This window comes from Pseudomonas retamae (genome assembly GCF_043496865.1).
GTDB classification, from domain to species: domain Bacteria; phylum Pseudomonadota; class Gammaproteobacteria; order Pseudomonadales; family Pseudomonadaceae; genus Aquipseudomonas; species Aquipseudomonas retamae.
Genome location: NZ_JBIEIL010000014.1, coordinates 40,919 through 65,320 on the forward strand (window position 1 = coordinate 40,919; position 24,402 = coordinate 65,320).

The window sequence follows — 24,402 nt, forward strand, 5'->3', positions numbered from 1 at the left end:
ATTCAAAGGTTACCGGACTTCTTCCAGCCGAGGTAATGCGTCACCAGTTGGGCGCCCAAGTACCCAGGCCGAACATCCACTACCGCAACTCCATGAGCACTCAACCGCTCATGGAGTTCTCCCCGCTCGTTCAGATAACTCACCGCCCCGCAGTAAGCCAACGCCTCGGGCAACGTTTGCACCGGGGTGTTGCGCAGCGCATCGAGCGTATCCTCGCGCAGGCTGGCCACCAGCACCCGGTGTTGAGCGCTCAAGCGTTTGACCGCTCCGAGCAATTGTTCATCATCTTCATCACGCAAGTTGGTCACCAGCACCACCAGTGCCCGGCGCTTTTGTCGGGCCAACAGCTGATTGACGGCGGCCTGGTAATCGGCCGGGCGCTGTGTGCTTTGCAGGTCATAAACCGCATTGAGCAAAACGTTCAGTTGGCGGCGGCCTTTGACCGGTGCCACATAACGTGGATCCCCGGCAAACGTGCACAACCCCACAGCATCACCCTGGCGCAGGGCCACGTAACTGAGCAGCAGGCAGGCGTTGAGTGCATGGTCGAAGTGCGCCAGCTCACCATCCTGGCTGCGCATGCGCCGGCCGCAGTCGAGCATGAAAATGATCTGCTGATCGCGCTCATCCTGATATTCGCGGGCGATTGGCGTGCGCTGTCGCGCGGTGGCTTTCCAATCGATCTGCCGCAGGCTGTCGCCTTCGCGAAATTCGCGCAATTGATGGAACTCCAGACCCTGACCGCGGCGTTGCCGCTGGCGTACGCCGAGCTGGCTGAGCCAGTTGTCCACGGCCAGCAGTTCACCGCCGTAGAGCCGGGCGAAGTCGGGGTAGACGCGGGTCTGGTCGCTGACTGGCAGCGAGCGCTTGCCGGTCCACAAGCCCAATGGGCTCGGTAGATTGATTTCGCAGTGTTCAAATGTGAAATGACCGCGGTTCAACGGACGCAGGCGATAGCTGATCTGGCTGAACTGGCCGGGTTGCAGTTCAAGCGCCAGCGGCAGATTGTCGAAGCTCAAGCCATCCGGGACATGATCGAAAAGGTCAATGTTCAGCGGCGCATTGAAGTCGTGTTCAATCGTCAGCGGGACTTCGGCCCAGCGCCCGAGCGAGAGGCTGCCCGGCATCTGCCGGCTGACACGCACGGGCGGCATTCGCTGCAAGCGCAGCGCATCCAGCACCGCCAGGGCCAGCAGCGCCAGTAGCAAGCCCCAGTTAATCGATATCAGGCTGGCCGGGATTGCCAATTCCAGAGCCTGCAGAGTGCCCAGTACGATGCCAATCACCAGCAGCGCGGCCACCCAGCCCAGCAACAGTCGTGAGGGTTTCACAGACGCGGCGCCGGCACTTGATCGAGCAATTGCGTCAACACCTGATCGACCTGCAGACCTTCGATATCGAGCTCCGGCGCAAGGCGCACACGATGGCGCAGCACGGCCAATGCACAACTTTTGATGTCATCAGGAATGACGAACTCGCCACCGCGCAACAAGGCGCGAGCCCGGGCGCAACGCACCAGGGCAATCGAGGCGCGCGGCCCGGCACCGAGGGTAAGTCCCGGCCAGGTGCGTGTGCTGCGCGCCAGGCGCACCGCGTAGTCAAGCACTTGATCATCCAGCGGCAGATCACTGGCGATGCGCTGCAAGGCTTGCACATCCTTGGCCTGCAGCACGGTGCGCAGCGGTTGCACGTCGAGCATGTCGGCGCGGGTCGAGCGGCTGACCTGACGGACCATGTCCAGCTCCTGATCGGCGTCGGGATAGTCCATGCGCACCTTGAGCATGAAGCGGTCCAGTTCGGCTTCCGGCAGGGGGTAGGTGCCTTCCTGCTCGATCGGGTTCTGCGTGGCCAGGACCATGAACGGTTGCGCAATCGGCAAGGCGCGGCCTTCGAGGGTGACTTGCCGTTCCTGCATCGCTTCGAGCAACGCCGCCTGGGTTTTCGCCGGGGCACGGTTGATCTCGTCGGCCAGCAACAGGTTGGTGAACAGCGGACCTTTGCGCAGCTTGAACTGTTCGGTTTGCAAGTCGTAAACGGCATGACCGGTGACGTCGCTGGGCATCAGGTCGGGGGTGAATTGAATCCGCGCGAATTCGCCGCCGAAGCAGCGGGCGAGGGCGCGCACCAACAATGTTTTACCCAGCCCGGGCACGCCTTCGAGCAATACATGACCGCCGGCAATCAGTGCCGTCAGCACATCGTCGATTACTTGATGCTGACCGATCAGCACTTTGCGCAATTCGCCGCGCAGCGCTTGCGCCAACTGGCTGGCACGCTGGCGTTGCTGCGCGGCGTGGCTGGCGCTGCCGGGCTCGATCTGTTCAGTCATAGCGTGTTCCTCAAGGTTTGCAGGTGGGCGACCTGGCGGCAGAAGTCAGCGCTGGACAGCCGCCGGTTCGACACCGGGCTCAGGGCCTGGCTGATGGCGCGGGTGGGTTGCCGGGTCAGGCGCGACAACGCCAGCCATTGTTCGGCAACGTTCAATTGGTCAAAGCCGGGATGGCGGCGGCGCGCCCGGCGCAGCACGTCTTGTTGCAAGGCTTGCAGCAGCGCTTGCTGGCCGTTGTGGCGCAAAAGGAAATCGGTACTGGCGCGCAAATGCTCCTGCAACTGTCGACGCCCGCTCGGCGCGGGCGCCTGAATCGGTCCGTGGCGCGTGCCGACGTGCCATAGCCACAGGCCGATCAAGGCGAGCAGGGCGACGAGTGCTTGCGGAAAGTAGCGCCAAAGCAAGGTCAGCAAGCCATCGTGTTCGCTGTTGTAGATCAGCGTGACATCGGTGTCGGCGCTCAGATACCACAGCAGCCAGGCGTTGTCGTACTTGGCGATGGCATCGGTTTTCCAAAGCTCGGCGTCGGTCACCACGGTGATCGAACCGAGGCCGTGAGGCAGTTGCATCATGTGCGTAGCCTTGGCGCTGTTGGCCCAGGCCTGGGCGAGATTTTTCGGGTCGTCAAGGTGGAAATCGGTATCGAAGCCGGCGTAGGCCGGTGCGGCTTCGTCTTCAACATAGAGTTTGGTCAGCTTTGGAAAAGGCTCGGGTTCTGCGTCTGCGGGGACGTCTTTCAAATCCTTGCTCAGGGACTGATGCAGTTGCACCCGATCGAGCAGCAGGTCGTTGCTCTGTTTGCTCTGTTCGTCCCACAGCGATTCGGCGACGAATATCAGTCGCCCGCCAGCGCGGGTCCAGTTCAACACCTGGTCGACCTGACGTGGCGTCATCCGCGAGCGATCGTGGAACAACAGCAGCGTATGCTGATGCGGGTCGATGTCCGGTAATACGGCGAGGCTTTCGCCATGGCTGACACGTAGGCCGCGTTGGCGCAGAAACAGTTCGGCCGCGAGATAGGGATTGGCTTGCGCAGCAGGTGAGGGGCCGTGATCGATCTGTTCCTGATACGGCGTGGCTTTGATGTACAGAAAAACGCCCAATGCGCCCAGCAACGCGACGAGCAATACGCCTGTCCAGCCCAATGTGCGGCGACTCAACGGGCCGTCTCCTTGCCGAACAGAACGCGCCAGCCACTGCACAATTCTTGCCGCGCAGAGGCGGCCGGTACGCGGTGTCCATAAGCCATGTTCTGCCAGTGAGCGGTCAGGCTGCGGCTGAAGGCGAGCAGTTGCGGATGCTGCAATTGCTCGACTCGCGCCAGCACCTGATGTTCGGTGTCGGCGGGTTTCAGTCGCAGGTCAAAGTCGTGCAGCAGGTGACTGAGCAAGCCGCGATAGAGCAGGCTCAACGCAGCGCGCGGTTGGCTGTGCCAGAGTTGTTCAGCGCTGGCGGCGATGTCGTCAGGCAGGCTGTCGCGGTTCAAGTCCAGACCAAAAGCCTGCTGCGGCACTGCGCGTTCGGGCTTCGCCGGCAGCTTCGGGCGGCGATTGACGAAGGCTTGCACAAAATCGCGATAGCGCCAGATCAGCCAGCCGATCACCGCAACGACCGCAGCCCACAACAACACCTCGATGAGTTTCGCGAGGGCATTGAAATGCTGCCCGTCGAGCCAGCCCAGCAAGGTTTTCAGCCATTGCGGCGCGTCGCCGGGTTCCGAGCCTTTGGCCGCTGCCGCCGGGTCGTCGCCGAAGCGATAGCGGGTGACGGTTTCCTTGTTCTTGAACGGTGGTTGTTCGAGTAACGCCTTGATGCTTTCTTGCGAGGCCTGACTGGTCAGCGGCTGATTCAACAATCGCGGCGCCTTCGGATCGTCATCGGGCGCGGCGGCCCAGACTGTCGGCACATTCGGCAATACCAGACACATCGCCAGCAGCAGCCCCAACAGCGAATGGCTCAGCCGTTGGCGCAGGCGGCGGAACACCAGTTCGATATCCCACGCCTCCAGTTGCGTGCGCCGGTTCAGATACAGGCTGAAGCCGCACGCGACATACACCGGCCCCCACACCACCAGTATCAGCGCATAGAAGGCATTGGTCAGGTGTTCCAGCCAGCGCCATTGATGATCCGCTGCCAGGATCAGTGACTGCCAGTCCCAATCGGTTTCTATCTGCTGCGGCAGCAACAGATAGAACAGCACCATCAGGCCGATCCACAGCGCGGTTTCCAGATGTGCGCCGATAATGGTCAGCCATTGCGCGGCGCCGGCGTTGCGTTGCAGCAGCACTTCTAAACGCTGCTGGCGGGCGTTGCCATCCAGACCTTCGAGTTGCACCACCGGCAGCAGAAAGCTGCGGCTCAAGCTCAGCCGGCGCCAGGTCAGGCTGGCCAGCAGTTGCGGCTTGAGCAGGCGCGGCCAGTCACGCAAGGCCTGGCGCAGCGTCGGCGTTTCGCCGAACAGCGCTTTGGAAAGGATGTACAACGGCAGCCTTTCGTACGCGGGTTTCAGCCACCAGAAGATGAACACCGCCAGCGACGGCGCATCCCACAGGAGCAGGCTTAGCAGGGCGAACAGCGGCAACGTGATGATCGCCCAACTGGTCATCAGCAAACGCCGATGCTGCTGACTCATGAGCACGCCCAGGTCCATGGCTTCCCAGGTCGTGCGCGGGCGAATCTCCACCGTGGCATCACTCAGGCGCATGAGGCGTCCTTCCGGCGAACAACAGGTAGACCGCGACCAATATCCACAACCCGGCGCCAACCAGATATTTGGTCAGCGGCGTGACGCTGGTTTTCGACGACCAATAGGCTTCGATGAATGCAGCAATCAGCAGAAACAGCATCACGCCGCACACCAGCAACACGCTTTTGCGCGCCGCACGTTGCAACGCCTCGCCGCGGCTCAGACGTCCCGGGGCGATCAACGCCCAGCCCAGTTGCAGGCCCGCCGCGCCGGCCAAGGCAATAGCGGTGAGTTCGAAGGCACCGTGGGCGATGACGAACGACCAGAAGGTCTGGCCGTAACCGATTTCGCTGAGGTGCCCGGCTACCGCGCCGATGACCATGCCGTTATAGAACAGAAAGAACGCACTGCCGACACCCAGCAACATGCCGCTGGCGAAGGTCTGAAAGGCGATGCCGATGTTGTGCATCACGTAGTAACCGAACATCACCCAGTCTTCGCTGGCGGCGCGTTCGACGGGCCGGCCGAGGTGCCCGGCGACCGGATCGTACATGCCTTGCATCTCACGCACTTGATCGGCGGGGATCAAGCTGTAGATGAGGTCGGGAAATCCATACACCAGCACAGCGACGCCGATCAGACTGCCGAAGAACAGCAGGCCGGCGGCGAGTACAAAGCGCCATTCGGCACGCACCAGTCGCGGGAAGTCCGCCAGGACAAAGCTCAGCAGGTTGGCGCCGAGACGGCTGCGATGACGGTAGAGCTGTTGATGCCCACGCAAGACCTGCTGTTGCAACGAATCGATGAGAAAGCTGCTGTAGCCGCGCTCTTGCGCCAGCGCCAGATGCAGGCAAAGTCTGCGATAGGCTTTTGGAAAACCAGCGACTTGCGGGGTGTCCTTGCCGTGCTCGAGGCGTTCAAGCGCCAAGGCGAAACGCTCCCATTCGGCCTTGTGGCGGCTTTCGAAAAGGCTTTGCTTCATGTCGGGCCCAACAGGCCGCGGGCGATGCCGTTGAGTTCGGCGACGGCTTTGGGCGCGGAAATATGCAGGGGTTGGGCCAGCAGTGCCGCGAGTTCCTTGACCCGTGCTGGCGACAGTTCGCTCTGGCGCTCGGCAAAGGCCAGCACCGCGCGTTGTTCCTTGAGGGTCAGCGGGACCGGAGAACGTCGCGCTTGGGCCTCAGGCAATTGCGGCCGGGTCAGCGGGCGCTCGCTGTAGACCACCAGCGTGCCGGCGGCGATATCGCCGAGGCGTTTGAACGTCGGGTGGTTCAGGCAGCTCAAGGTGCCGAGGAAATAACCGAACGGCAACAGATCGACAAAGCGCAGCAGATTGCGCAGCAGCGAGGCCGACCAGCCCACCGGTGTGCCGTCGTCGTGCACCACGCGCAAACCCATCCATTGTTTGCCAGGAGAACGGCCCTGGCGCAGCACCTCGAACAGCACCATGTACCACCAACTGATTGCAAACAGCAGCAGCGAACCGAGGCCCATGCCGAGCTTGCCGAGAAACGCCAGTGCGATGAACAACACGCCCATGATCACCCCGCGCAAGCCCAGATCAATGGCGAAGGCCAGCGTGCGCACCAGCAACCCGGCCGGGCGCAAGGGCAGGTCGATGCCTTCCGGTGTTTCGACCTGATACCGCGTATCCAGCGGTGCGGCCAGCGGTGCTTTCCTTGGCGGTGCTGTGGGCTCGAGCATGGGCTACCTGATGTTCGCCGGTTCGGGATGCGAGTGAGCCGATGCTAGCAGCCTCTCGGGGGAAAACGACATAACTATGTATTGCACTGCATGTAAAAAGCAGCCGGTTGAAAATCCCACAGGGAAACGCATTTACAGCTGTAGGAATCTGCAGAAATAACTGTTCGAGGGCTTCGAGGCTGGCCGTGGCAACCCGGTAGCGCCTAGACTTCGCCGATCCTCAGCTCAGGAACCGCCCGTGACTTCAATCTTCTGGTACGACTACGAAACCACCGGCATCAATCCACGCAATGATCGCCCATTGCAAGTGGCCGGGATTCGCACCGACCACGCACTCAACGAAATCGACGAGCCGGTCAACCTTTATTGCCAGCCGAGCGAAGACATCCTGCCGCATCCGGCAGCCTGCGCAATCACCGGCATCACGCCCGGCCAGCTTGCCGAGAAAGGTTTGAGCGAAGCCGATTTCATGACCCGCGTGCACGCGCAACTCGCTGCGCCGGGCACCTGTGGCGCCGGCTACAACACGCTGCGTTTCGACGACGAAATGACCCGCTACAGCTTGTATCGGAATTTTTTCGACCCGTACGCGCGTGAATGGCAGGGCGGCAACAGTCGCTGGGACCTGATCGATGTGGTGCGCGCCGCCTACGCATTGCGCCCCGATGGCCTGGTCTGGCCGACCGACGACGAAGGTCGGGTGACGCTCAAGCTGGAACGCCTGACCGCTGCCAACCAGATCGACCATGGTCATGCCCACGAAGCGTTGTCGGACGTGCGCGCGACCATTGCGTTGGCCAGGCTCATCCGCGAGAAACAACCGAAACTCTACGACTGGCTGTTTCAGTTGCGCAGCAAACAGAAAGTCATGGACCAGATTCGCCTGCTGCAACCGTTGGTGCACGTCTCCGGGCGATTCTCGGCGGCACGCAGTTATGTCGGAGTGGTGCTGCCTCTGGCCTGGCACCCGAAAAACCGCAATGCCCTGATTGTCTGCGATTTGCATCTCGACCCGCAGGGATTGCTCGATCAGGATGCGCAAACCTTGCGTCAGCGTTTGTACACGCGCCGCGATGACCTGGCGGACGGCGAATTGCCGGTGCCGCTCAAACTCATTCATATCAACCGTTGCCCGGTGGTGGCCCCGCTTGCAGTGTTGCGTGCAGAGGATCAGCAGCGTCTGGGCCTGGATATGGCGTTGTTTCAACAGCGAGCACTGCGGCTAACTGACGCACAACAAATCTGGAAAGATAAAGTTGCCGAGATTTATGTCGCTGAAGATTTCACTCCCAGCGAAGATCCGGAACAACAGTTGTACGACGGATTTATCGGTGATCGCGATCGGCGCCTGTGCGAGCAAGTGCGAAATGCCGACCCGGCGCAACTGGCACAAGAGCAATGGCCGTTCGATGATGAACGTCTACCTGAATTGCTCTTTCGATATCGCGCACGCAACTTTGCCGAGACCCTGACAGGCGAAGAGCAACAACGCTGGCGAATATTTTGCCAGCAGCGTTTGACCCTGCCTGAATACGGCGCGCCGAATACCTTGCAATCATTTACAGAGGCTGCCGAGCAATGGGCAGTTAATGCCACGCCTTTGCAGAGAGAGGTCCTCAATGAATGGCAAAATTATGTCCAGGCATTGCGCAAACGTTTGGATCTTTGAATTCGAACATGACCCGGCTTAAATGCCGGGCATAAAAAAACGCCAGCGTTCGCTGGCGTTTGTTTTTTCGCCGATTGCTCTGCGAAAGGGTTGCGGCTTAGCCCAGCAGGGTAGCCCAGCCTTCAACCACGTCACCGCCCCACTTGGCTTTCCACTCTTTCAGAGTCTTGTGGTTGCCACCTTTGGTTTCGATGACTTCGCCGTTGTGCGGGTTTTTGTATTGTTTAACTTTGCGTGCACGCTTGGTGCCGGTAGTTTTCACTGCGCCGCCACGTGGTGCCTTGGTTTTTGCTTCCGGATCCAGCAGCGCGATGATGTCGCGCAGGGATTTGGAGTATTCGCCCATCAGGGTGCGCAGTTTGCCTTCGAATTCCAGCTCGGCTTGCAGTTTGTCGTCTTGCGACAGGTTCTTCAAACGAGCTTGCAGCTCTTTGATGGCTTCTTCGGTGGCGCGATATTCGTTGATCAGGGACATGGTTACTACCTTGGTGAAGTGTTGAATGGCAGGGGGACAGTGTCGCAATAATAGTCAGGGTGTTTCATCAAGTAAACATTTAACCCGGGTTTTTATTTGAATTAGTTACGAGAAACTGCCGACTTTCGAATATTCCGTTAAATAATGTGAGCGACTCATCACAGACATTCACAGTTGCCTGGTGGAATGCCGCCGCCAGCGCCTGAGGCTTTTGCGATTAGTCCCGGCTAGAGGCACGCCGTCTGCCGTGGCACGGGCACAGGCCGATCAATACTGCAGTTTTCCTGCGCAGTCGCTAGAATGGCGGCCTTTGCGAAGTTCTGGAGTTCCCCCTCATGCGCACTTTTCGTCTGGTGATCTCTTGCCCGGACCGCGTTGGCATCGTTGCCAAAGTCAGTAATTTTCTAGCCTCTCATAACGGCTGGATCACCGAAGCGAGCCACCACTCCGACAATCAAGTGGGCTGGTTCTTCATGCGTCACGAAATTCGTGCCGACTCGCTGCCGTTCGGTATTGAAGAGTTGCGCGAGAAGTTTGCACCGATCGCCGAAGAGTTCGCGATGGACTGGCGCATCACCGACACCGAGCAGAAAAAGCGCGTGGTGCTGATGGCCAGCCGTGAATCGCACTGTCTGGCGGACTTGTTGCATCGCTGGCACAGCGATGAACTGGACTGCGAAATCGCCTGCGTGATTTCCAACCACGACGACCTGCGCAGCATGGTCGAGTGGCACGGCATTCCTTATTATCACGTCCCGGTCAATCCGCAGGACAAGCAGCCGGCGTTCGCTGAAGTGTCGCGGCTGGTCAAACAGCACGATGCCGAAGTGGTGGTGCTGGCGCGCTACATGCAGATCCTGCCGCCAGAGTTGTGCCGCGAATACGCGCACAAGGTGATCAACATTCACCACAGCTTCCTGCCGTCCTTCGTCGGCGCCAAGCCGTATCACCAGGCCTCGCTGCGTGGCGTGAAACTGATCGGTGCGACCTGCCACTACGTCACCGAAGAGCTGGACGCCGGGCCGATCATCGAGCAGGACGTGGTGCGGGTCAGCCACAGCGACAGCATCGAAGACATGGTGCGCTTCGGCCGTGACGTCGAGAAAATGGTCCTGGCCCGCGGCCTGCGCTATCACCTCGAAGACCGCGTGCTGGTGCACGGCAACAAAACTGTGGTGTTCTGATCGAACCCACGGGCTTGAAAAAAACAGGGTCTGGGCGTTGAATCGCTCAGGCCCTTTTTTATTTCAGCTACTCGGAGCAAGCCGATGAGCGATCCACTCGACAAAGCCACCTCCAAAGCCCCGGCAACCCTGGGCGAAGGCTGTCTGAGCCGCTACGACCCGGACGACATGAGCCCTGACGACGGCACGGAGTTTCCGGGGGCCGCCGAGTTGTGGGAACAGCTCCAGGAACAGCAGGACGACGCTAAGAAGCCTGCCTGACATTCATCAGCTTTTTCAGCAGTGGCCGGCCCAGCATCAACACGAACACCGGGCCACCGACCAGCAGATAGAAGTAATACGTCACCACCCGCCAGATCAGGATCGCCGCCGCAGCGGTGGATTTGCCGACCATTGGTGCCAGTAGCGCTGCCGAGGTCAACTCCGCCGCCCCGGCGCCGCCGGGCAGCAGACTGAATTGCCCGGCGCCCAGCGAAAGCATCTGTACCAGAAAGCTCCACGCCCACTGCAAGTCCGCGCCCAGCCCGCGCAGCGCCAGATACAACACGCTGTAACGCAGCAGCCAGTGCACGCAAGTCAGGGCGAAGACCTTGATCAGGGTTTGCCAAGGCAACTTCAAGGTGTCGGTGAACGCGGCAAGAAAGTGCAACAACTTGCGCGCCCAGCGCCGCCGCGTGCGCGCCGTGACGTTCATCCCCGCGAGCAATCGCCCGCTCAGACGAATCAGTGCGCGGTGGTAGCGCGCGATCAGCACACAGCTGAACAAACCGCCGAACAGCGAAACCGCACTGACCGTCAATAGCCACTCGAGGCGATCGCTCAGATGCTGGAACAACGCGTAAATCAGAATCGCGCTCAACGCGCAGAGAAAGAACAGCAGATCGCTGAGCTGATCCATGGCAAACACCGCGCTGCTGCGAGCCGGACGTACGCCGAAACGCGCCAGCAAGGCCATGATGGTCAGCGGCCCACCGCTGCCGCCGGGGGTGGCGCAGTAGGCGAATTCTGCGGCCATGACCACGCCCAGGCTTTTGATCGGCGGCACCTGTTCACGCTGGTCGCCAAGCAACAAGCGCAAACGCAGGGTGTTGATGCCCCAGCAGAACAGGATCATGCCGAACATCACCAGCAACCAGCGCAGCGGGAAGCTTTGCAGACGCGCCCAGGTTTCGCCGCCGCCCAACACGACCGGAATCAGCACCGCAACGAGCAGGCCGATCAGCAACAACAGGCTGCGCTTCATGCTGCGCGCTCCAGTTGCGCGCGCTGTCGAGCGAGCCAGTTGATCTTGGTCAGCGGTTCGCGGCCATCGGCCAGCAGGCGTTCCAGAGTCTTTAGCCAATAATTTCGAGAGAAGGGGTGGCGCATGTCCACCGGGTGCAATCCCAGGCGTATTACCGGCGCCTGCCGCCAGCGCTGTTCGCGTTGATCGCTGAGCACTTTGGACAAGCCTCGGCGCCAGGCACTGCGCGCGCTCCACACCAAGCCCGGTGCATCGATGGCGCTGAAATCCGGCAATCGATAGATGTGCTGTGGACTGCTGGTGTATTGCAACGGCAGCTCACGCAATGCCTGGCGCGTGCCATCGCTCATCAGCCACGCCGGGGCGACGAAACCGTGCACCGGCCAGTCGTGGCGTTGAAAAATCTCAAGACCGGCATGCAGGCGGGAGAGGGCGGTTGCGCGGGACAAGCGATAAAACTCGCCTTCGTGGGTGTAGACCCGGCGCATGAACCAGTCGCGTGGTGTCGTCGGGCCCGGCTCCTGATCGTCGTGATAGTAACCGTGCAGCGCCAGTTCATCGCCCCGGGCCAGCCGCTCATCAAGCAAGCGGCCGAATGCCGGGTGAGCATCCAGGGCGTTGCGTCGATGAAAATCCGGTACCACCAGCCAGGTCATCGGCACCGCGCCCATGGCATCCACGGCCTCGACAAATGGCTGGTAGTCGGCCCATGTTTCCGGCGCCACGTCGTGCAAGACCAACAGCACGGCGCGGCGATTGTTCGATTCAGCCATTGGCCACCCGGGGAATCGCATGGCCGAGTACGGCGTGATAATGGCTGAGCAGGCTGTCGACCACTGTGTCCCAGGCATAATGCCGCTCGACATGCTGGCGCGCCTGCCGGCCGAGTTTCGCGCAGCCGCGGCTGAACAGTTCGCGCACCGCATTGGCCATCGCCTGCGGATTGTTCGGCGCACACAGCAGGCCGCAGGATTCATCGACGATTTCTTCGAATGCTCCTGCGGCCACGGCAACCACCGGAATGCCGCAGGCCATGGCTTCGAGAATCACCAGGCCGAAAGTCTCCTGATCGCCGGCATGCAGCAGAGCGTCGGCGCTCGCCATCAATTGCGCTACCCGCGCCGGAGGGCAGAACTCGTCGATGACGCTGACGTTGTCCGGGACGATGGCCGGCATCGACGAGCCCACCAGCAGCAGGTGATAACGCGGGCCGAGACGTTGCATGCACTTGAGCAGCACCCGCAGGTTTTTCTCTTTGGAACCGCGCCCGGCGAAAATCAGCAGACGCGTGTCCTCGGCGATGCCCAGTTCCGCACGCAGATTGCGCTCGCACGCGCCTGGATGAAAGGTTTGCAGATCGACGCCCAGCGGCTGTACGAAAACGTTGCGCACACCCAGCCCGGTGAGCTTGTCGGCCATCACCTGGCTCGGCGCCAAGACCCGGTCGAAGTTGCCGTAAAGTCTGGTCACGTAGGCCTCGACATTCGGCGTGACCCAGTGGCCCATGCGGTTGCCGACCAGCAGTGGCAGGTCCGAGTGATAAAAGCCGATCACCGGCACATCCAGTTGCCGCCGTGCGTCCAGCGCCGCCCAGGCGGTCAGGTAGGGATCGCCGACTTCGATCAGATCAGGCTGCAAATCCTGCAGGACGTTGCGCCATGGCGCCAGACGCAGCGGGAAGCGGTATCCCTTGCCAAAGGGCAGGGCAGGGGCCGGAACTGTGTAAACACCGTCGTTTTCGCCATAGCGGGCACCGGGAATCAACAGGCTGTGACGAATGCCGGATCTGCCCGTCAACCGGCGGTGTTTGGCATCCAGATAAGTCCGCACGCCGCCGCTGGCCGGGGCGTAGAACATGGTGATGTCGGCGATATGCACGGTGATCATCCCTCCGCTGCTGGGTTCTCCCTTGTTGACCTTTATCGAGAATAGATGTTCGGTCGGGATTGCGCGGTGGATTTGAGGAACGCCCTCACCCTAACCCTCTCCCGGAGGGAGAGGGGACTGATCGGGGTGAATTCTGGAACTACATCGGCCTGGTCGTTTGAGTCGAACTCAGACTTTGAAAGGCTTGAAAATCTGCTCCCTCTCTACACGGACGGCGTTCCGATGAGGGGGAGGCTCTTGATCTTCAGATTCTGAAGCTGCCAACCAATTGCTTCAACCGCGCAGCCTGCTGCTCCAGATCCGAACAGGCACGCAAGGTCGCCTGCAGGTTTTCCACGCCTTCCTGGTTCAGCGTGTTGATCTCGGTGATGTCGACGTTGATCGACTCGACCACGGCGGTCTGCTCTTCGGTCGCGGTCGCCACCGACTGGTTCATGCCGTCGATTTCGCCGATGCGCTGGGTCACGCTGTTCAGGCGCTCGCCGGCGAGGTTGGCGATCTCGACGCTGTCCTGGCTGTGGCGCTGGCTGTCGCTCATGGTGCTCACCGACTCGCGGGCGCCGACTTGCAGCTCCTCGATCATGGTCTGCACCTGCTGCGCCGACTCCTGCGTGCGGTGGGCCAGATTGCGCACTTCATCGGCAACCACGGCGAAACCGCGACCAGCCTCACCGGCACGCGCCGCTTCGATCGCCGCGTTGAGCGCCAGCAGATTGGTCTGCTGGGAAATGCTGGTGATCACTTCGAGAATCTGCCCGATGTTCACGGTCTTGCTGTTCAGCGACTCGATGTTGCTGCTCGATGCACTGAGCATGCTCGACAACCGGTTCATCGCTTGAATGCTGCGTTCAACCACTTGCTGGCCATCCTCGGCGAGGCCGCGCGCATCGCTGGCCTGATTTGAAGCCTGCGCGGCGTTGCGGGCGATTTCCTGCGCGGCGGCGCCGAGCTGGTTGATCGCTGCCGCCACGCTGCTTGTGCGCGAGGCTTGCTGATCGGAGTTGTACATCGACGAGTTCGAGGCCGCGACCACACGCAGCGCGACTTCGTTGACTTGCCCGGTGGCCGACGAGACTTCACGGATTGAGCCGTGAATACGCTCGACGAAACGGTTGAATGCAGTACCCAGCACGCCAAACTCATCGTTGTTGACGATACTCAGGCGTTTGGTCAGGTCGCCTTCGCCGTCGGCGATGTCTTCCATGGCGCGGGTCATGACGTGCAGCGGCTGAATCAGGATGCGGATCAGCATGCCCAGCAGCGCGATAATGATCGCCACGGCAATAACCGTCGCGATCACCGCCGAGGTGCGGAATTCGCTGAGCATCGCAAATGCCTGATCCTTATCTACCGACAAACCGATGTACCAGTTCACCGACGGCAGACCCTTGATCGGCGCGAAAGTGACGATGCGGGTCTTGCCATCGACGCTGACTTCGCTGAAGTCGCTGCTGATGCGCGGCGTGTCCTGGGGATAGGCTTCTTTGAGTGATTTCATCACCAAGGCCTTGTCCGGATGCACGAGTATCTTGCCGTCGGCGCTAACCAGAAACACGTAACCCATGCCGTCAAAATCCCGCGCGGCGAGGGTGTCGACCAGCGATTGCAGGCTCAGATCACCGCCGACCACGCCGACGCTCTGGCCAGCCTTCTTCGAGGCGGTGGCGATGGAGATGATCAACTGCCCGGTGGCGGCATCGATGTACGGCTCGGTCAGGGTCGAGGTGCTGCTGCCCTCGGCGCCTTTGTACCAGGGGCGCACGCGCGGGTCGAAACCATCTGGCATTTTCGTGTCGGGGCGGATGGTGAAATGGCCGGTGGCATCGCCCAGGTAGGTGGCCATGAACGTCGAGGTCAGGGTTTTCTGCTCGAGCAGGCTGGCGACGTTGGCGGAGTCGGGGTTGATGGCGATGTTCTGGGCGGCGTTTTCGATCAGCAGAATACGCCCGGTCAGCCAGGTCTGGATATTACCGGCAGTGACCTCGCCCATTTCTTCGAGGTAGCTGTTCAAGTCATCGCGGATCGCGTTGCGTTGCAACCAATCGTTATAAAGGGTGAACGAGGCGAAGGCGGCGATGACGACGAGGGCGGCGGCAAGCAGGATTTTATGGCTGAAGCGCAGATTTTTGTTCATGGCTTGGGGTTCCGCTAAGGTCTTAATGTCCCGGGCGTGCTTTCATAGGGGCACGTGAAACGGGCAAGGGTCAAAAAAGCTGATATTTCCGTCTCTCCTTAGGGAAATGTCCGGCTGACTCGGGTCGGGTCTCTCCACCTTTCTATCGGCCATGCAGCATCAAAGATTAACCATTGGGTGACAAAATGCCTGACTCCTCGCAACTCGTAATCGGCGCCGATCCGGCGGGCCAGCAGACTGCTCAGGCGATGCGCCTGGCGAACCGCCACGGCCTGATCGCCGGCGCCACCGGCACCGGCAAGACCGTCACCTTGCAGCGCCTGGCCGAAGCGTTCAGCGACGCCGGTGTCGCGGTGTTCGCCGCCGATATCAAGGGTGATCTGTGCGGCCTCGGCGCCGCCGGCAATCCACAGGGCAAGGTCGCCGAGCGCATCGCCGGCATGCCGTGGCTCAACCACACGCCGCAGGCGTATCCGGTGACCTTGTGGGATATTCATGGCGAATCCGGGCATCCGCTCCGTACCACCTTGAGCGAAATGGGCCCGCTGCTGATCGGCAGCCTGCTGGAGCTCACTGACAGTCAACAGTCGGCGCTGTATGCGGCGTTCAAGGTCGCCGATCGCGAAGGTCTGTTGTTGCTCGATCTGAAAGACTTGAAAGCACTGCTCAATCACCTGAAGGACAACCCGCAACTGCTCGGCGAAGACGCGGCGCTGATGACCACCGGTTCCAGTCAGGCGCTGCTACGGCGGTTGGCAACCCTTGAGCAGCAGGGCGCAGAAGCCTTGTTCGGCGAGCCGGCGCTGCAACTGGAGGACATTCTGCAACCGACCGCCGACGGTCGCGGACGTATTCATTTGCTCGACGCCAGTCGCCTGGTGCACGAAGCGCCGAAGGTCTATGCAACGTTCCTGTTGTGGCTGCTGGCCGAACTGTTCGAGCAATTGCCCGAGCGTGGCGATGCCGACAAACCGCTGCTGGCGCTGTTCTTCGATGAGGCGCATTTGCTGTTTGGCGACACGCCGAAGGCGTTGCAGGAACGTCTTGAACAAGTGGTGCGGTTGATTCGCTCCAAGGGCGTTGGCGTGTATTTCGTCACCCAGTCGCCAGCCGATTTGCCCGATGACGTGCTGGCACAGCTCGGGTTGCGTATCCAGCACGGTTTGCGCGCATTTACCGCCAAAGAGCAGAAATCCCTGCGCGCGGTGGCCGAGGGCTTCCGTCCGAATCCGGCGTTCGACAGCTTGTCGGTATTGACCGAGTTGGGGATTGGCGAGGCCTTGGTCGGCACTCTGACCGAGAAGGGCACGCCGGAAATGGTCCAGCGGGTGCTGGTGGCGCCGCCGCAATCGCGGATCGGGCCGCTCAGCGCAACCGAACGCACCGTGCTGATTGCCGGATCGCCGTTCAAGGGCCGTTATGACAAGCCGATCGATCGCGAGTCGGCGTATGAAATCCTGATGGGGCGTAAAGGCCTGGCGCCGGAGGCTGAGGTGCCCGCAAGAAAACCCGCGCCTGAAGAACCAAGCCTGGCCGACCGGGCCGGGGAGTTCCTCGGCACCGCGGCGGGGCAGGCACTGAAGTCAGCCATGCGTCAGGCGGCCAACAATCTGGGCAAGCAACTGGTGCGCGGCTTGATGGGCTCTTTGCTCGGTGGCAGCAAACGCCGCTAAACCCGAACTACTGGAGATCCAGATGTGGAAGCGAGCCTGCTCGCGAAAGCGGTCTGCCATTCAACATCGATGGCGTCTGACACGACCGCTTCGCGAGCAGGCTCGCTCCCACATGGGTATTGCACGTTCGAACAAAAGTCAGGTTTTGGCCTTGGCATGCGCCGCCAGTCGTTCCAGCGCCGCACGCAAACCCGGATCGCTGATCCCATTGGCCGTTTCCTGAATCGTCGCCGCAGCATCGGTCGACAGATCCATGGTGTGCCCGGTCGCGCCGCGCTGCACCGTCGGCGGCTGCACCTTGAACAGAATCCGCGTCAGGCTGGCGAATTCGTCGAACATCTGCAATTGCCGCTGCAAGCGTTTCTGCTGATAGCGCAGGCGTGTGGCCCAATGGCCATCGGTGACAATCAACAGCAGACTGCCCTCACGCCACGACGCCACATGGCAGTGTTCGCGGGCGGCGGGTTGCAGCTGGCTTTCGAGCAGACGTTGCAAATGCCCCAGCCGTTGGGCATGGCCGAGGATGGCTTTGAGCGGCTTGGCTTCGCGTAGCAGAACGGCGGGTGCTCTGGCCGTGAGAGGGCGAAATGCCATGATCGAACACCTGAAGTAACAGAGGCGCCATGGTAGCAGAAAGCTGCGGAACCACTCGCCCATTGCTTTTGTCCCTGCTTTGCTCATTAAATCAACGACTAACTTCTTGCCCGCGTGGCTTGAAGTTGAGCAAAACGCCCTTATTTCAAGTGAGCCCCGTCAAAGCGCAGTGCCAGCATCGTGGAACATCGCCACTTTCCTCACCACCGTTTCCGGGTAGAATGCTCGTTCGCATGCGGCCATGAGGGCTGCACGGGCGACTCACGGGGCCGCCCTCCATCCCTTTAGTGTGGAAGATCCTGCCGATATGTTTGCGCCTTTGTTAAAGAAACTTTTTGGAAGCAAGAACGAGCGTGAAGTCAAACGCATGCTCAAGACGGTGCAGCTCGTCAATGCCTTCGAAGAGCAAATGGTGGCCCTTTCGGACGATCAATTGCGCGCCAAGACTCAAGAGTTCAAGGACCGCATCGCCAAAGGGGAAACCCTCGACAAGCTGTTGCCGGAAGCCTTTGCCGTGGCTCGCGAGGCCGGCAAGCGCGTGATGGGCATGCGCCACTTCGACGTGCAACTCGTCGGCGGCATGACCCTGCACGAAGGCAAGATCGCCGAAATGCGCACCGGTGAGGGTAAAACCCTGGTGGCAACCCTCGGCGTTTACCTCAATGCTCTGTCCGGCAAGGGCGTGCACGTGGTGACGGTGAACGACTATCTGGCCCGTCGTGACGCCAACTGGATGCGTCCGCTGTATGAATTCCTCGGCCTGACCGTCGGCGTCGTGACGCCGTTCCAGCCGCCGGAAGAGAAGCGTCTGGCGTACGCCGCCGACATCACCTACGGCACCAACAACGAATTCGGTTTCGACTACCTGCGCGATAACATGGCGTTCAGCATGGAAGAGAAATTCCAGCGCGAACTCAACTTTGCCGTGATCGACGAGGTCGACTCCATCCTCATTGACGAGGCGCGTACCCCGCTGATCATTTCCGGTCAGGCCGAGGACAGCTCCAAGCTGTACATGGAGATCAACAAACTGATCCCGCAGCTGGAACTGCACGTCGAAGAAGTCGAAGGTCAGGTCACCAAGGCCGGCCACTACACCGTTGACGAGAAGACCCGCCAGGTCGAACTCAACGAAGCCGGTCACCAGTTCATCGAAGACATGCTCACCCGCGTCGGCCTGCTGGCCGAAGGCGAGAGCCTGTACTCGGCGCACAACCTCGGTCTGCTGACCCACGTTTACGCCGGTCTGCGTGCGCACAAGCTGTTCAACCGCAACGTTGAATACATCGTGCAGGATGGTCAGGTCGTGCTGGTCGACGAGCACACCGGTCGTACTATGCCGGGTCGTCGTCTGTCCGAAGGCCTGCACCAGGCCATCGAAGCCAAGGAAGGACTGAACATTCAGGCCGAGAGCCAGACCCTGGCTTCGACCACGTTCCAGAACTACTTCCGTCTGTACGAAAAGCTGTCCGGCATGACCGGTACCGCTGACACCGAAGCGTTCGAATTCCACCAGATCTACAACCTGCCGGTCGTGGTCATTCCGCCGAACAAGCCGTTGGCGCGCAAAGACTACAACGACCTGGTGTTCCTGACCGCCGAAGAGAAATACGCGGCGATCATCAACGACATCAAGGAAGGCATGGCACAGGGCCGTCCGATCCTCGTCGGTACGGCAACCATCGAAACTTCCGAGCACGTTTCCAGCCTGCTTGCCAAGGAAGGTATCGAACACAAGGTCCTGAACGCCAAGTTCCACGAAAAAGAAGCTGAAATCATTGCGCAGGCCGGTCGTCCGGGCGCGCTGACCATCGCCACTAACATGGCCGGTCGCGGTACCGACATTCTGTTGGGCGGTAACTGGGAGGTGGAAGTCGCGGCGCTGGAAAACCCGAGCCCTGAGCAGATCGCCCAGATCAAGGCCGACTGGCAGAAGCGTCACCAGCAAGTGCTGGAATCCGGCGGCTTGCAAGTGATCGCCTCCGAGCGCCACGAATCGCGTCGTATCGACAACCAGCTGCGTGGCCGTGCCGGCCGTCAGGGCGATGCCGGTTCGAGCCGTTTCTACCTGTCGCTGGAAGACAGCCTGATGCGCATCTTTGCCTCTGACCGGGTGAAGAACTTCATGAAGGCCCTGGGCATGCAGCCGGGCGAAGCGATCGAGCACCGCATGGTGACCAATGCGATCGAGAAGGCGCAGCGCAAGGTTGAAGGGCGCAACTTCGACATCCGTAAGCAATTGCTCGAGTTCGACGACGTCAACAACGAACAGCGTAAAGTGATCTATCACATGCGCAACACGTTGCTGGCCGCCGACAACATCGGTGAAACCATCGCCGACTTCCGTCAGGACGTGCTCAACGCGACCGTCAGCGCCCACATTCCGCCGCAGTCGCTGCCCGAGCAGTGGGACGTCGCCGGCCTGGAAGCCTCGATTGCCAGCGATTTCGGTGTGACCCTGCCGATCCAGCAGTGGCTCGACGAAGACGATCACCTGTACGAAGAAACCCTGCGCGAGAAGCTCATGACCGAGCTGATGGCGGCATACAACGAAAAAGAAGATCAGGCCGGTGCCGAAGCACTGCGCTCGTTCGAGAAGCAGATCGTGCTGCGCGTACTGGACGATCTGTGGAAAGACCACCTGTCGACCATGGATCACCTGCGTCACGGCATCCACTTGCGTGGCTACGCGCAGAAAAACCCGAAGCAGGAATACAAGCGCGAGTCGTTCACGCTGTTCTCCGAGCTGCTCGATTCGATCAAGCGCGACTCGATCCGTGTACTGTCGCACGTTCAGGTTCGCCGCGAAGATCCGGAAGCCGAAGAGCAACGCCTGCGTCAGGAAGCCGAGGCGCTGGCCGCCCGCATGCAGTTCGAACACGCCGAAGCGCCGGGGTTGGATCAGCCCGAAGCACTGGGTGAAGAGGTCGATGTCGCCCTCGCCACCGCACCGGTGCGTAACGAGCAGAAGCTGGGCCGCAACGAGCTGTGCTATTGCGGTTCGGGCAAGAAATACAAGCATTGCCACGGGCAGATCCAGTAAAACCCGTCGCACACGCTGAACTACCCGCGCCGCGACCGGCTCTTGCCGTCGCGGCGTTTTGCCATTCACACCACCGTCGCTGCGAGTGGCGGTGCTGACATCATTGAGTAAGGAGCGCATTCATGGCTGTTGGTCTTGGTCCGTTGCCAACGTTGCACCCGGTTGCCGGTTTTGAACTCGGTATCGCCTCGGCCGGCATCAAGCGCCCCGGGCGCAAGGATGTTGTAGTGATGCGCTGTGCCGAGGGCTCGACCGTGGCGGGCGTGTTTACCTTGAACGCGTTCTGTGCGGCGCCGGTGATCCTCGCGAAAAAACGCGTGCAGAATGCCGTGCGCTACCTGCTGACCAACACCGGTAACGCCAACGCCGGCACCGGCGAGCCGGGTCTGGCGGCTGCCGAGCGCACCACGGCGAAACTGGCTGAGCTGAGCGGCGTCGATGCCAGCCAGATCCTGCCGTACTCCACCGGTGTAATTGGTGAGCCGCTGCCGGTCGAGAAGATCGAAGGCGCACTGCAAGCGGCGCTCGATGATCTGTCGGAAAACAACTGGGAAGCCGCCGCCACCGGAATCATGACCACCGACACCTTGCCGAAGGGCGCCAGCCGCCAGTTCGAGCATGATGGCGTGACCATCACCGTCACCGGCATCAGCAAAGGCGCGGGCATGATCCGCCCGAACATGGCGACCATGCTCGGCTACATCGCCACGGACGCCAAAGTCTCGCGCGATGTGCTGCACAACCTGATGCTCGACGGCGCCAACAAGTCGTTCAACCGCATCACCATCGACGGCGACACCTCGACCAACGACTGCTGCATGCTGATCGCCACCGGCAAGGCTGCACTGCCGGAGATCACTCGCGCCGAAGGCGAGCTGTTTGCCAAACTCAAGCAAGCGGTGTTCGAAGTGTGCATGGACGTGGCTCAGGCCATCGTGCGTGACGGCGAAGGCGCGACCAAGTTCGTCACTGTTGAAGTCAACGGTGGCGGCAACCATCAGGAATGCCTGGACGTCGGCTATACCGTGGCGCACTCGCCGCTGATCAAGACTGCGCTGTTTGCCTCCGACCCGAACTGGGGCCGTATTCTCGCCGCCGTCGGCCGTGCCGGTGTGCCGGACCTGGACGTGAGCAAGATCGACGTGTTCCTCGGCGAGGTGTGCATCGCCAGCCGCGGCGCCCGTGCGGCGACCTACACTGAAGCGCAAGGCTCGGCGGTGATGCAACAGGAAGAGATCACCATCCGCATAGAACTGGGTCGTGGCAATTGCAGCGAAACCATCTGGACCACCGACCTGTCGCACGAGTATGTGAAGATCAACGCTGAGTACCGTACTTGACCTGACCCGGGACCGAGTCGCTCGATTCGCGAGCAGGCTCGCTCCCACAGGGGTATCGCCGCAGCTCGGTCTATTGTGGGAGCGAGCCTGCTCGCGAAGACGGCGGTCCAGACACAATCCATTCAGAAGCTTTCCTCTGACGAAAAGGCGCCACCACCATGTCCCTGCACCTGATCATCGGCGACAAACTGCTTTCCTCCTGGTCCCTGCGCGCCGCCCTGGCGCTGGAGCTGACCGGCGCACCTTACAGCGAAGAACTGATCAAGCTCGGCAAACCCGACACTCGCGAGTTGCTGCTCAAACATTCGCCGACCGCCAAGGTGCCACTGCTCAAAACCACCCGCGGCACCATCGCCGACTCGCTGGCGATCGCCGAATACCTCGCCGAACAATTCCCCTCCGAGCAGCTCTGGCCGAGCGATGTGTTCGCCCGTGCGCAGGCCCGTTCTGCTTGCGCGCAGATGCACAGCGGCTTCTTCGCCATGCGCAATCACATGCCGTTCAACCTCAATCACGACGCGCCGCTCAATCCGGTGCCGCCAGAAGTGAAGGTCGACATCGAGCGCATGCTCGCCTTGTGGGCGGAATGTCGTGCGGCGGCGACCGAAGACGGGCCGTACCTGTTCGGTCGCGTGAGTCTGGCCGATGCTTTTTTCGCTCCGATCGCCGTACGCCTGCGTACCTATCAGGTACAACTGCCGGCCGCCGACGAAGCCTATGTTGAAACCATCTACCAATGGCCTGCATTCAAAGCGTGGCAGAAGGCCGGACTGGAGGAATTGAAGCCGTGAAACGCGTTCACGTCGCCGCTGCAGTCATTCGCGACGCCAGCGGCAAAATCCTCATCGCGCGCCGCGCCGACACCCAGCATCAGGGTGGTCTGTGGGAGTTTCCCGGCGGCAAGGTCGAGGCTGACGAATCGGTCGAAAGTGCGCTGGCCCGAGAGCTGAACGAGGAACTGGGCATCGTCGTCGGCGCTGCCCGGCCGCTGATCAAGGTGCGCCACGATTACCCGGACAAACAAGTATTGCTGGATGTCTGGGAAGTCTCGGCATTCAGTGGTGAGCCGCATGGCGCCGAAGGCCAGCCCTTGGCCTGGGTGACAGCGAAGGAGCTGGTGAATTATGAATTCCCGGCGGCCAACCAGCCGATCGTTGCCGCGGCGCGCTTGCCCAACGAATATCTGATCACCCCGGAAGATCTGGAAACCCCGGCGCTGCTACGCGGTATCCAGAAGGCGATTGCCGGCGGCATCAAGCTGATCCAGCTACGCGCGCCGAATGGCTATGACCCCAAGTACCGCGATCTGGCGGTCGATGCGGTCGGCCTGTGTGCCGGCAAGGCGCAGTTGATGATCAAGGGGCCGTTTGAATGGCTCGGCGATTTCCCATCGGCGGGTTGGCACATCACCTCGGCGCAGTTGCGTAAATACGCGGCGGCGGGGCGGCCGTTGCCGGCAGAGCGCTGGCTGGCGGCGTCGTGTCACAACGCTGAAGAACTGGCGCTGGCCGAGCAGATGGGCGTGGATTTCGTCACCCTGTCGCCGGTGCAGCCGACACTGACTCACCCGGATGCGCAGCCGTTGGGCTGGGAGCAGGCCGGGACGCTGATCGAATGTTTCAGTAAACCGGTGTTTTTGCTCGGTGGGGTAGGGCCGGCGAAGCGGGACAAGGCCTGGAGCGTCGGGGCGCAGGGTGTGGCGGGGATTCGCGCGTTCTGGCCTGAATCCTGATTTTGCGGTGGGGCTTCTAGCCTCTTCGCGAGCAGGCTCGCTCCCACATTTGACTGCGTTCCAGTTGGAGAAATGCAGTCCCTGTGGGAGCGAGCCTGCTCGCGAAGGCGTCCTGTCAGACGCTACTTATCTCGGGGTTTTGCCGCCGCCTGCCACAAAATCTCCGCCACCCCCTGCCGCCGCGCAATCAACCTTGCCGCCACAAACAACAGATCCGACAACCGATTGATATACGCCAGGCCAACCCCGGCCAGCGGTTCCAGCGCATTCAGATGCTGGCAACGCCGCTCGGCACTGCGCGCCAGGCTGCGGCACACGTGCGCTTGGGCGATCAGCATTGAACCGCCGGGCAAGATGAAATTCTCCAGCGGCCCCAACTCTTCATTCCACACGTCAATCGCCGCTTCCAGGCGTTCGATTTCCGCTGCGTTCAACGCCTGATATTCCGGCATTGCCAGTTCGCCACCCAAATCAAACAGGCGATGCTGACAAGGCGCCAAGACCTCGATCAGCTCATTCAGCCCCGGGCAGCGTTCACGCTCGGCGATCAACCCGGCCAGCAACACGCCGACCTGACTGTTCAGCGTATCGACCTCGCCGATCGCCTCGATCCGTGGATGATCCTTGGGCACGCGACGGCCATCGCCGAGGCCGGTTTCGCCCTTGTCACCGGTGCGGGTGTAGATTTTCGACAGGCGAAAGCCCATGA

General features: G+C 61.2%; 21 protein-coding genes and 1 pseudogene. 8 read left to right on the plus strand and 14 right to left on the minus strand.

Going from position 1 to position 24,402, the window contains the following annotated elements:
• Positions 1–2: 2 nt before the first annotated feature.
• The 6 genes from ACGSLL_RS23635 to ACGSLL_RS23660 are packed head-to-tail and all read right to left on the minus strand — an operon-like array spanning position 3 to position 6,719.
• On the minus strand, positions 3–1,331 hold the full coding sequence (locus tag ACGSLL_RS23635) for a DUF58 domain-containing protein (RefSeq protein ID WP_394508150.1): 1,329 nt from the start codon (positions 1,329–1,331) through the stop codon (positions 3–5).
• Entirely contained in the window at positions 1,328–2,329 is a 1,002-nt protein-coding gene (locus ACGSLL_RS23640; RefSeq protein ID WP_394508151.1) for an AAA family ATPase, read from the minus strand. The genes ACGSLL_RS23635 and ACGSLL_RS23640 overlap by 4 nt, the downstream gene beginning before the upstream one ends.
• A complete protein-coding gene (locus ACGSLL_RS23645; protein ID WP_394508152.1) occupies positions 2,326–3,489 on the minus strand; it encodes a DUF4350 domain-containing protein in 1,164 nt (387 codons plus the stop codon). Before ACGSLL_RS23645 ends, ACGSLL_RS23640 begins: the two co-directional genes overlap by 4 nt.
• Entirely contained in the window at positions 3,486–5,033 is a 1,548-nt protein-coding gene (locus ACGSLL_RS23650) for a DUF4129 domain-containing protein (protein WP_394508153.1), read from the minus strand. The genes ACGSLL_RS23645 and ACGSLL_RS23650 overlap by 4 nt, the downstream gene beginning before the upstream one ends.
• Complete coding sequence (locus ACGSLL_RS23655; RefSeq protein WP_394508154.1) at positions 5,020–5,997, minus strand: stage II sporulation protein M; 978 nt, start codon at positions 5,995–5,997, stop codon at positions 5,020–5,022. The genes ACGSLL_RS23650 and ACGSLL_RS23655 overlap by 14 nt, the downstream gene beginning before the upstream one ends.
• Positions 5,994–6,719, minus strand: a complete 726-nt coding sequence (locus ACGSLL_RS23660) for an RDD family protein (RefSeq protein ID WP_394508155.1) — start codon at positions 6,717–6,719, stop codon at positions 5,994–5,996. Before ACGSLL_RS23660 ends, ACGSLL_RS23655 begins: the two co-directional genes overlap by 4 nt.
• A 238-nt stretch (positions 6,720–6,957) precedes the next feature.
• On the opposite strand from ACGSLL_RS23660, the gene sbcB reads away from it, so the two are divergent.
• On the plus strand, positions 6,958–8,388 hold the full coding sequence (gene sbcB / locus ACGSLL_RS23665; protein WP_394508156.1) for an exodeoxyribonuclease I: 1,431 nt from the start codon (positions 6,958–6,960) through the stop codon (positions 8,386–8,388).
• A gap of 97 nt (positions 8,389–8,485) precedes the next feature.
• Here sbcB and mvaT read toward each other — a convergent pair whose 3' ends face one another.
• On the minus strand, positions 8,486–8,863 hold the full coding sequence (gene mvaT, locus ACGSLL_RS23670) for a histone-like nucleoid-structuring protein MvaT (protein ID WP_085689457.1): 378 nt from the start codon (positions 8,861–8,863) through the stop codon (positions 8,486–8,488).
• 335 nt (positions 8,864–9,198) lie between these two features.
• On the opposite strand from mvaT, the gene purU reads away from it, so the two are divergent.
• Both purU and ACGSLL_RS23680 read left to right on the plus strand, forming a co-directional pair.
• On the plus strand, positions 9,199–10,047 hold the full coding sequence (gene purU, locus ACGSLL_RS23675; RefSeq protein WP_394508157.1) for a formyltetrahydrofolate deformylase: 849 nt from the start codon (positions 9,199–9,201) through the stop codon (positions 10,045–10,047).
• 84 nt (positions 10,048–10,131) lie between these two features.
• Positions 10,132–10,308 carry a hypothetical protein gene (locus ACGSLL_RS23680; protein ID WP_394508158.1) on the plus strand — a complete coding sequence of 59 codons (177 nt, stop codon included), beginning with the start codon at positions 10,132–10,134 and terminating at the stop codon, positions 10,306–10,308.
• On the opposite strand, the gene ACGSLL_RS23685 is transcribed toward ACGSLL_RS23680, so the two are convergent.
• From ACGSLL_RS23685 to ACGSLL_RS23705, 5 genes and pseudogenes are all read right to left on the minus strand, one after another.
• Positions 10,292–11,290: a lysylphosphatidylglycerol synthase transmembrane domain-containing protein gene (locus ACGSLL_RS23685; RefSeq protein WP_394508159.1), complete on the minus strand. Its 999-nt coding sequence runs from the start codon at positions 11,288–11,290 to the stop codon at positions 10,292–10,294. The two genes, ACGSLL_RS23680 and ACGSLL_RS23685, sit on opposite strands and share 17 nt — an antisense overlap.
• A complete protein-coding gene (locus ACGSLL_RS23690) occupies positions 11,287–12,063 on the minus strand; it encodes a DUF2334 domain-containing protein (RefSeq protein WP_394508160.1) in 777 nt (258 codons plus the stop codon). Before ACGSLL_RS23690 ends, ACGSLL_RS23685 begins: the two co-directional genes overlap by 4 nt.
• Positions 12,056–13,177 carry a glycosyltransferase family 4 protein gene (locus ACGSLL_RS23695; RefSeq protein WP_394508161.1) on the minus strand — a complete coding sequence of 374 codons (1,122 nt, stop codon included), beginning with the start codon at positions 13,175–13,177 and terminating at the stop codon, positions 12,056–12,058. Before ACGSLL_RS23695 ends, ACGSLL_RS23690 begins: the two co-directional genes overlap by 8 nt.
• A 244-nt stretch (positions 13,178–13,421) precedes the next feature.
• Entirely contained in the window at positions 13,422–14,186 is a 765-nt protein-coding gene (locus tag ACGSLL_RS23700; RefSeq protein WP_394508230.1) for a methyl-accepting chemotaxis protein, read from the minus strand.
• A 93-nt stretch (positions 14,187–14,279) separates the two neighbouring features.
• A pseudogene (locus ACGSLL_RS23705) lies at positions 14,280–15,311 on the minus strand (HAMP domain-containing protein); the annotation flags it as partial.
• A gap of 185 nt (positions 15,312–15,496) precedes the next feature.
• On the opposite strand from ACGSLL_RS23705, the gene ACGSLL_RS23710 reads away from it, so the two are divergent.
• Positions 15,497–16,984, plus strand: coding sequence for a helicase HerA-like domain-containing protein (locus ACGSLL_RS23710; RefSeq protein ID WP_394508162.1), 1,488 nt, complete (start codon positions 15,497–15,499; stop codon positions 16,982–16,984).
• 138 nt (positions 16,985–17,122) lie between these two features.
• Here ACGSLL_RS23710 and ACGSLL_RS23715 read toward each other — a convergent pair whose 3' ends face one another.
• The gene (locus ACGSLL_RS23715; RefSeq protein ID WP_090285657.1) at positions 17,123–17,578 is read right to left on the minus strand and encodes a DUF721 domain-containing protein; all 456 of its coding nucleotides are present in this window, start codon (positions 17,576–17,578) and stop codon (positions 17,123–17,125) included.
• Between the two features lie 307 nt (positions 17,579–17,885).
• Between ACGSLL_RS23715 and secA the strand changes: the two genes are divergently transcribed.
• The 4 genes from secA (at position 17,886) to ACGSLL_RS23735 (ending at position 23,693) form a co-directional block, all read left to right on the plus strand.
• Positions 17,886–20,621 (plus strand): preprotein translocase subunit SecA, encoded by a 2,736-nt coding sequence (gene secA, locus ACGSLL_RS23720; protein WP_394508163.1) that lies wholly within the window; start codon positions 17,886–17,888, stop codon positions 20,619–20,621.
• A gap of 122 nt (positions 20,622–20,743) precedes the next feature.
• Positions 20,744–21,961 (plus strand): bifunctional glutamate N-acetyltransferase/amino-acid acetyltransferase ArgJ, encoded by a 1,218-nt coding sequence (gene argJ, locus ACGSLL_RS23725; protein WP_394508164.1) that lies wholly within the window; start codon positions 20,744–20,746, stop codon positions 21,959–21,961.
• Positions 21,962–22,119: 158 nt separating this feature from the next.
• The gene (locus tag ACGSLL_RS23730) at positions 22,120–22,752 is read left to right on the plus strand and encodes a glutathione S-transferase family protein (protein WP_394508165.1); all 633 of its coding nucleotides are present in this window, start codon (positions 22,120–22,122) and stop codon (positions 22,750–22,752) included.
• On the plus strand, positions 22,749–23,693 hold the full coding sequence (locus tag ACGSLL_RS23735; protein ID WP_394508166.1) for a Nudix family hydrolase: 945 nt from the start codon (positions 22,749–22,751) through the stop codon (positions 23,691–23,693). The genes ACGSLL_RS23730 and ACGSLL_RS23735 overlap by 4 nt, the downstream gene beginning before the upstream one ends.
• A 122-nt stretch (positions 23,694–23,815) precedes the next feature.
• On the opposite strand, the gene ACGSLL_RS23740 is transcribed toward ACGSLL_RS23735, so the two are convergent.
• Entirely contained in the window at positions 23,816–24,400 is a 585-nt protein-coding gene (locus tag ACGSLL_RS23740) for a cob(I)yrinic acid a,c-diamide adenosyltransferase (protein WP_394508167.1), read from the minus strand.
• Positions 24,401–24,402 lie beyond the last annotated feature (2 nt).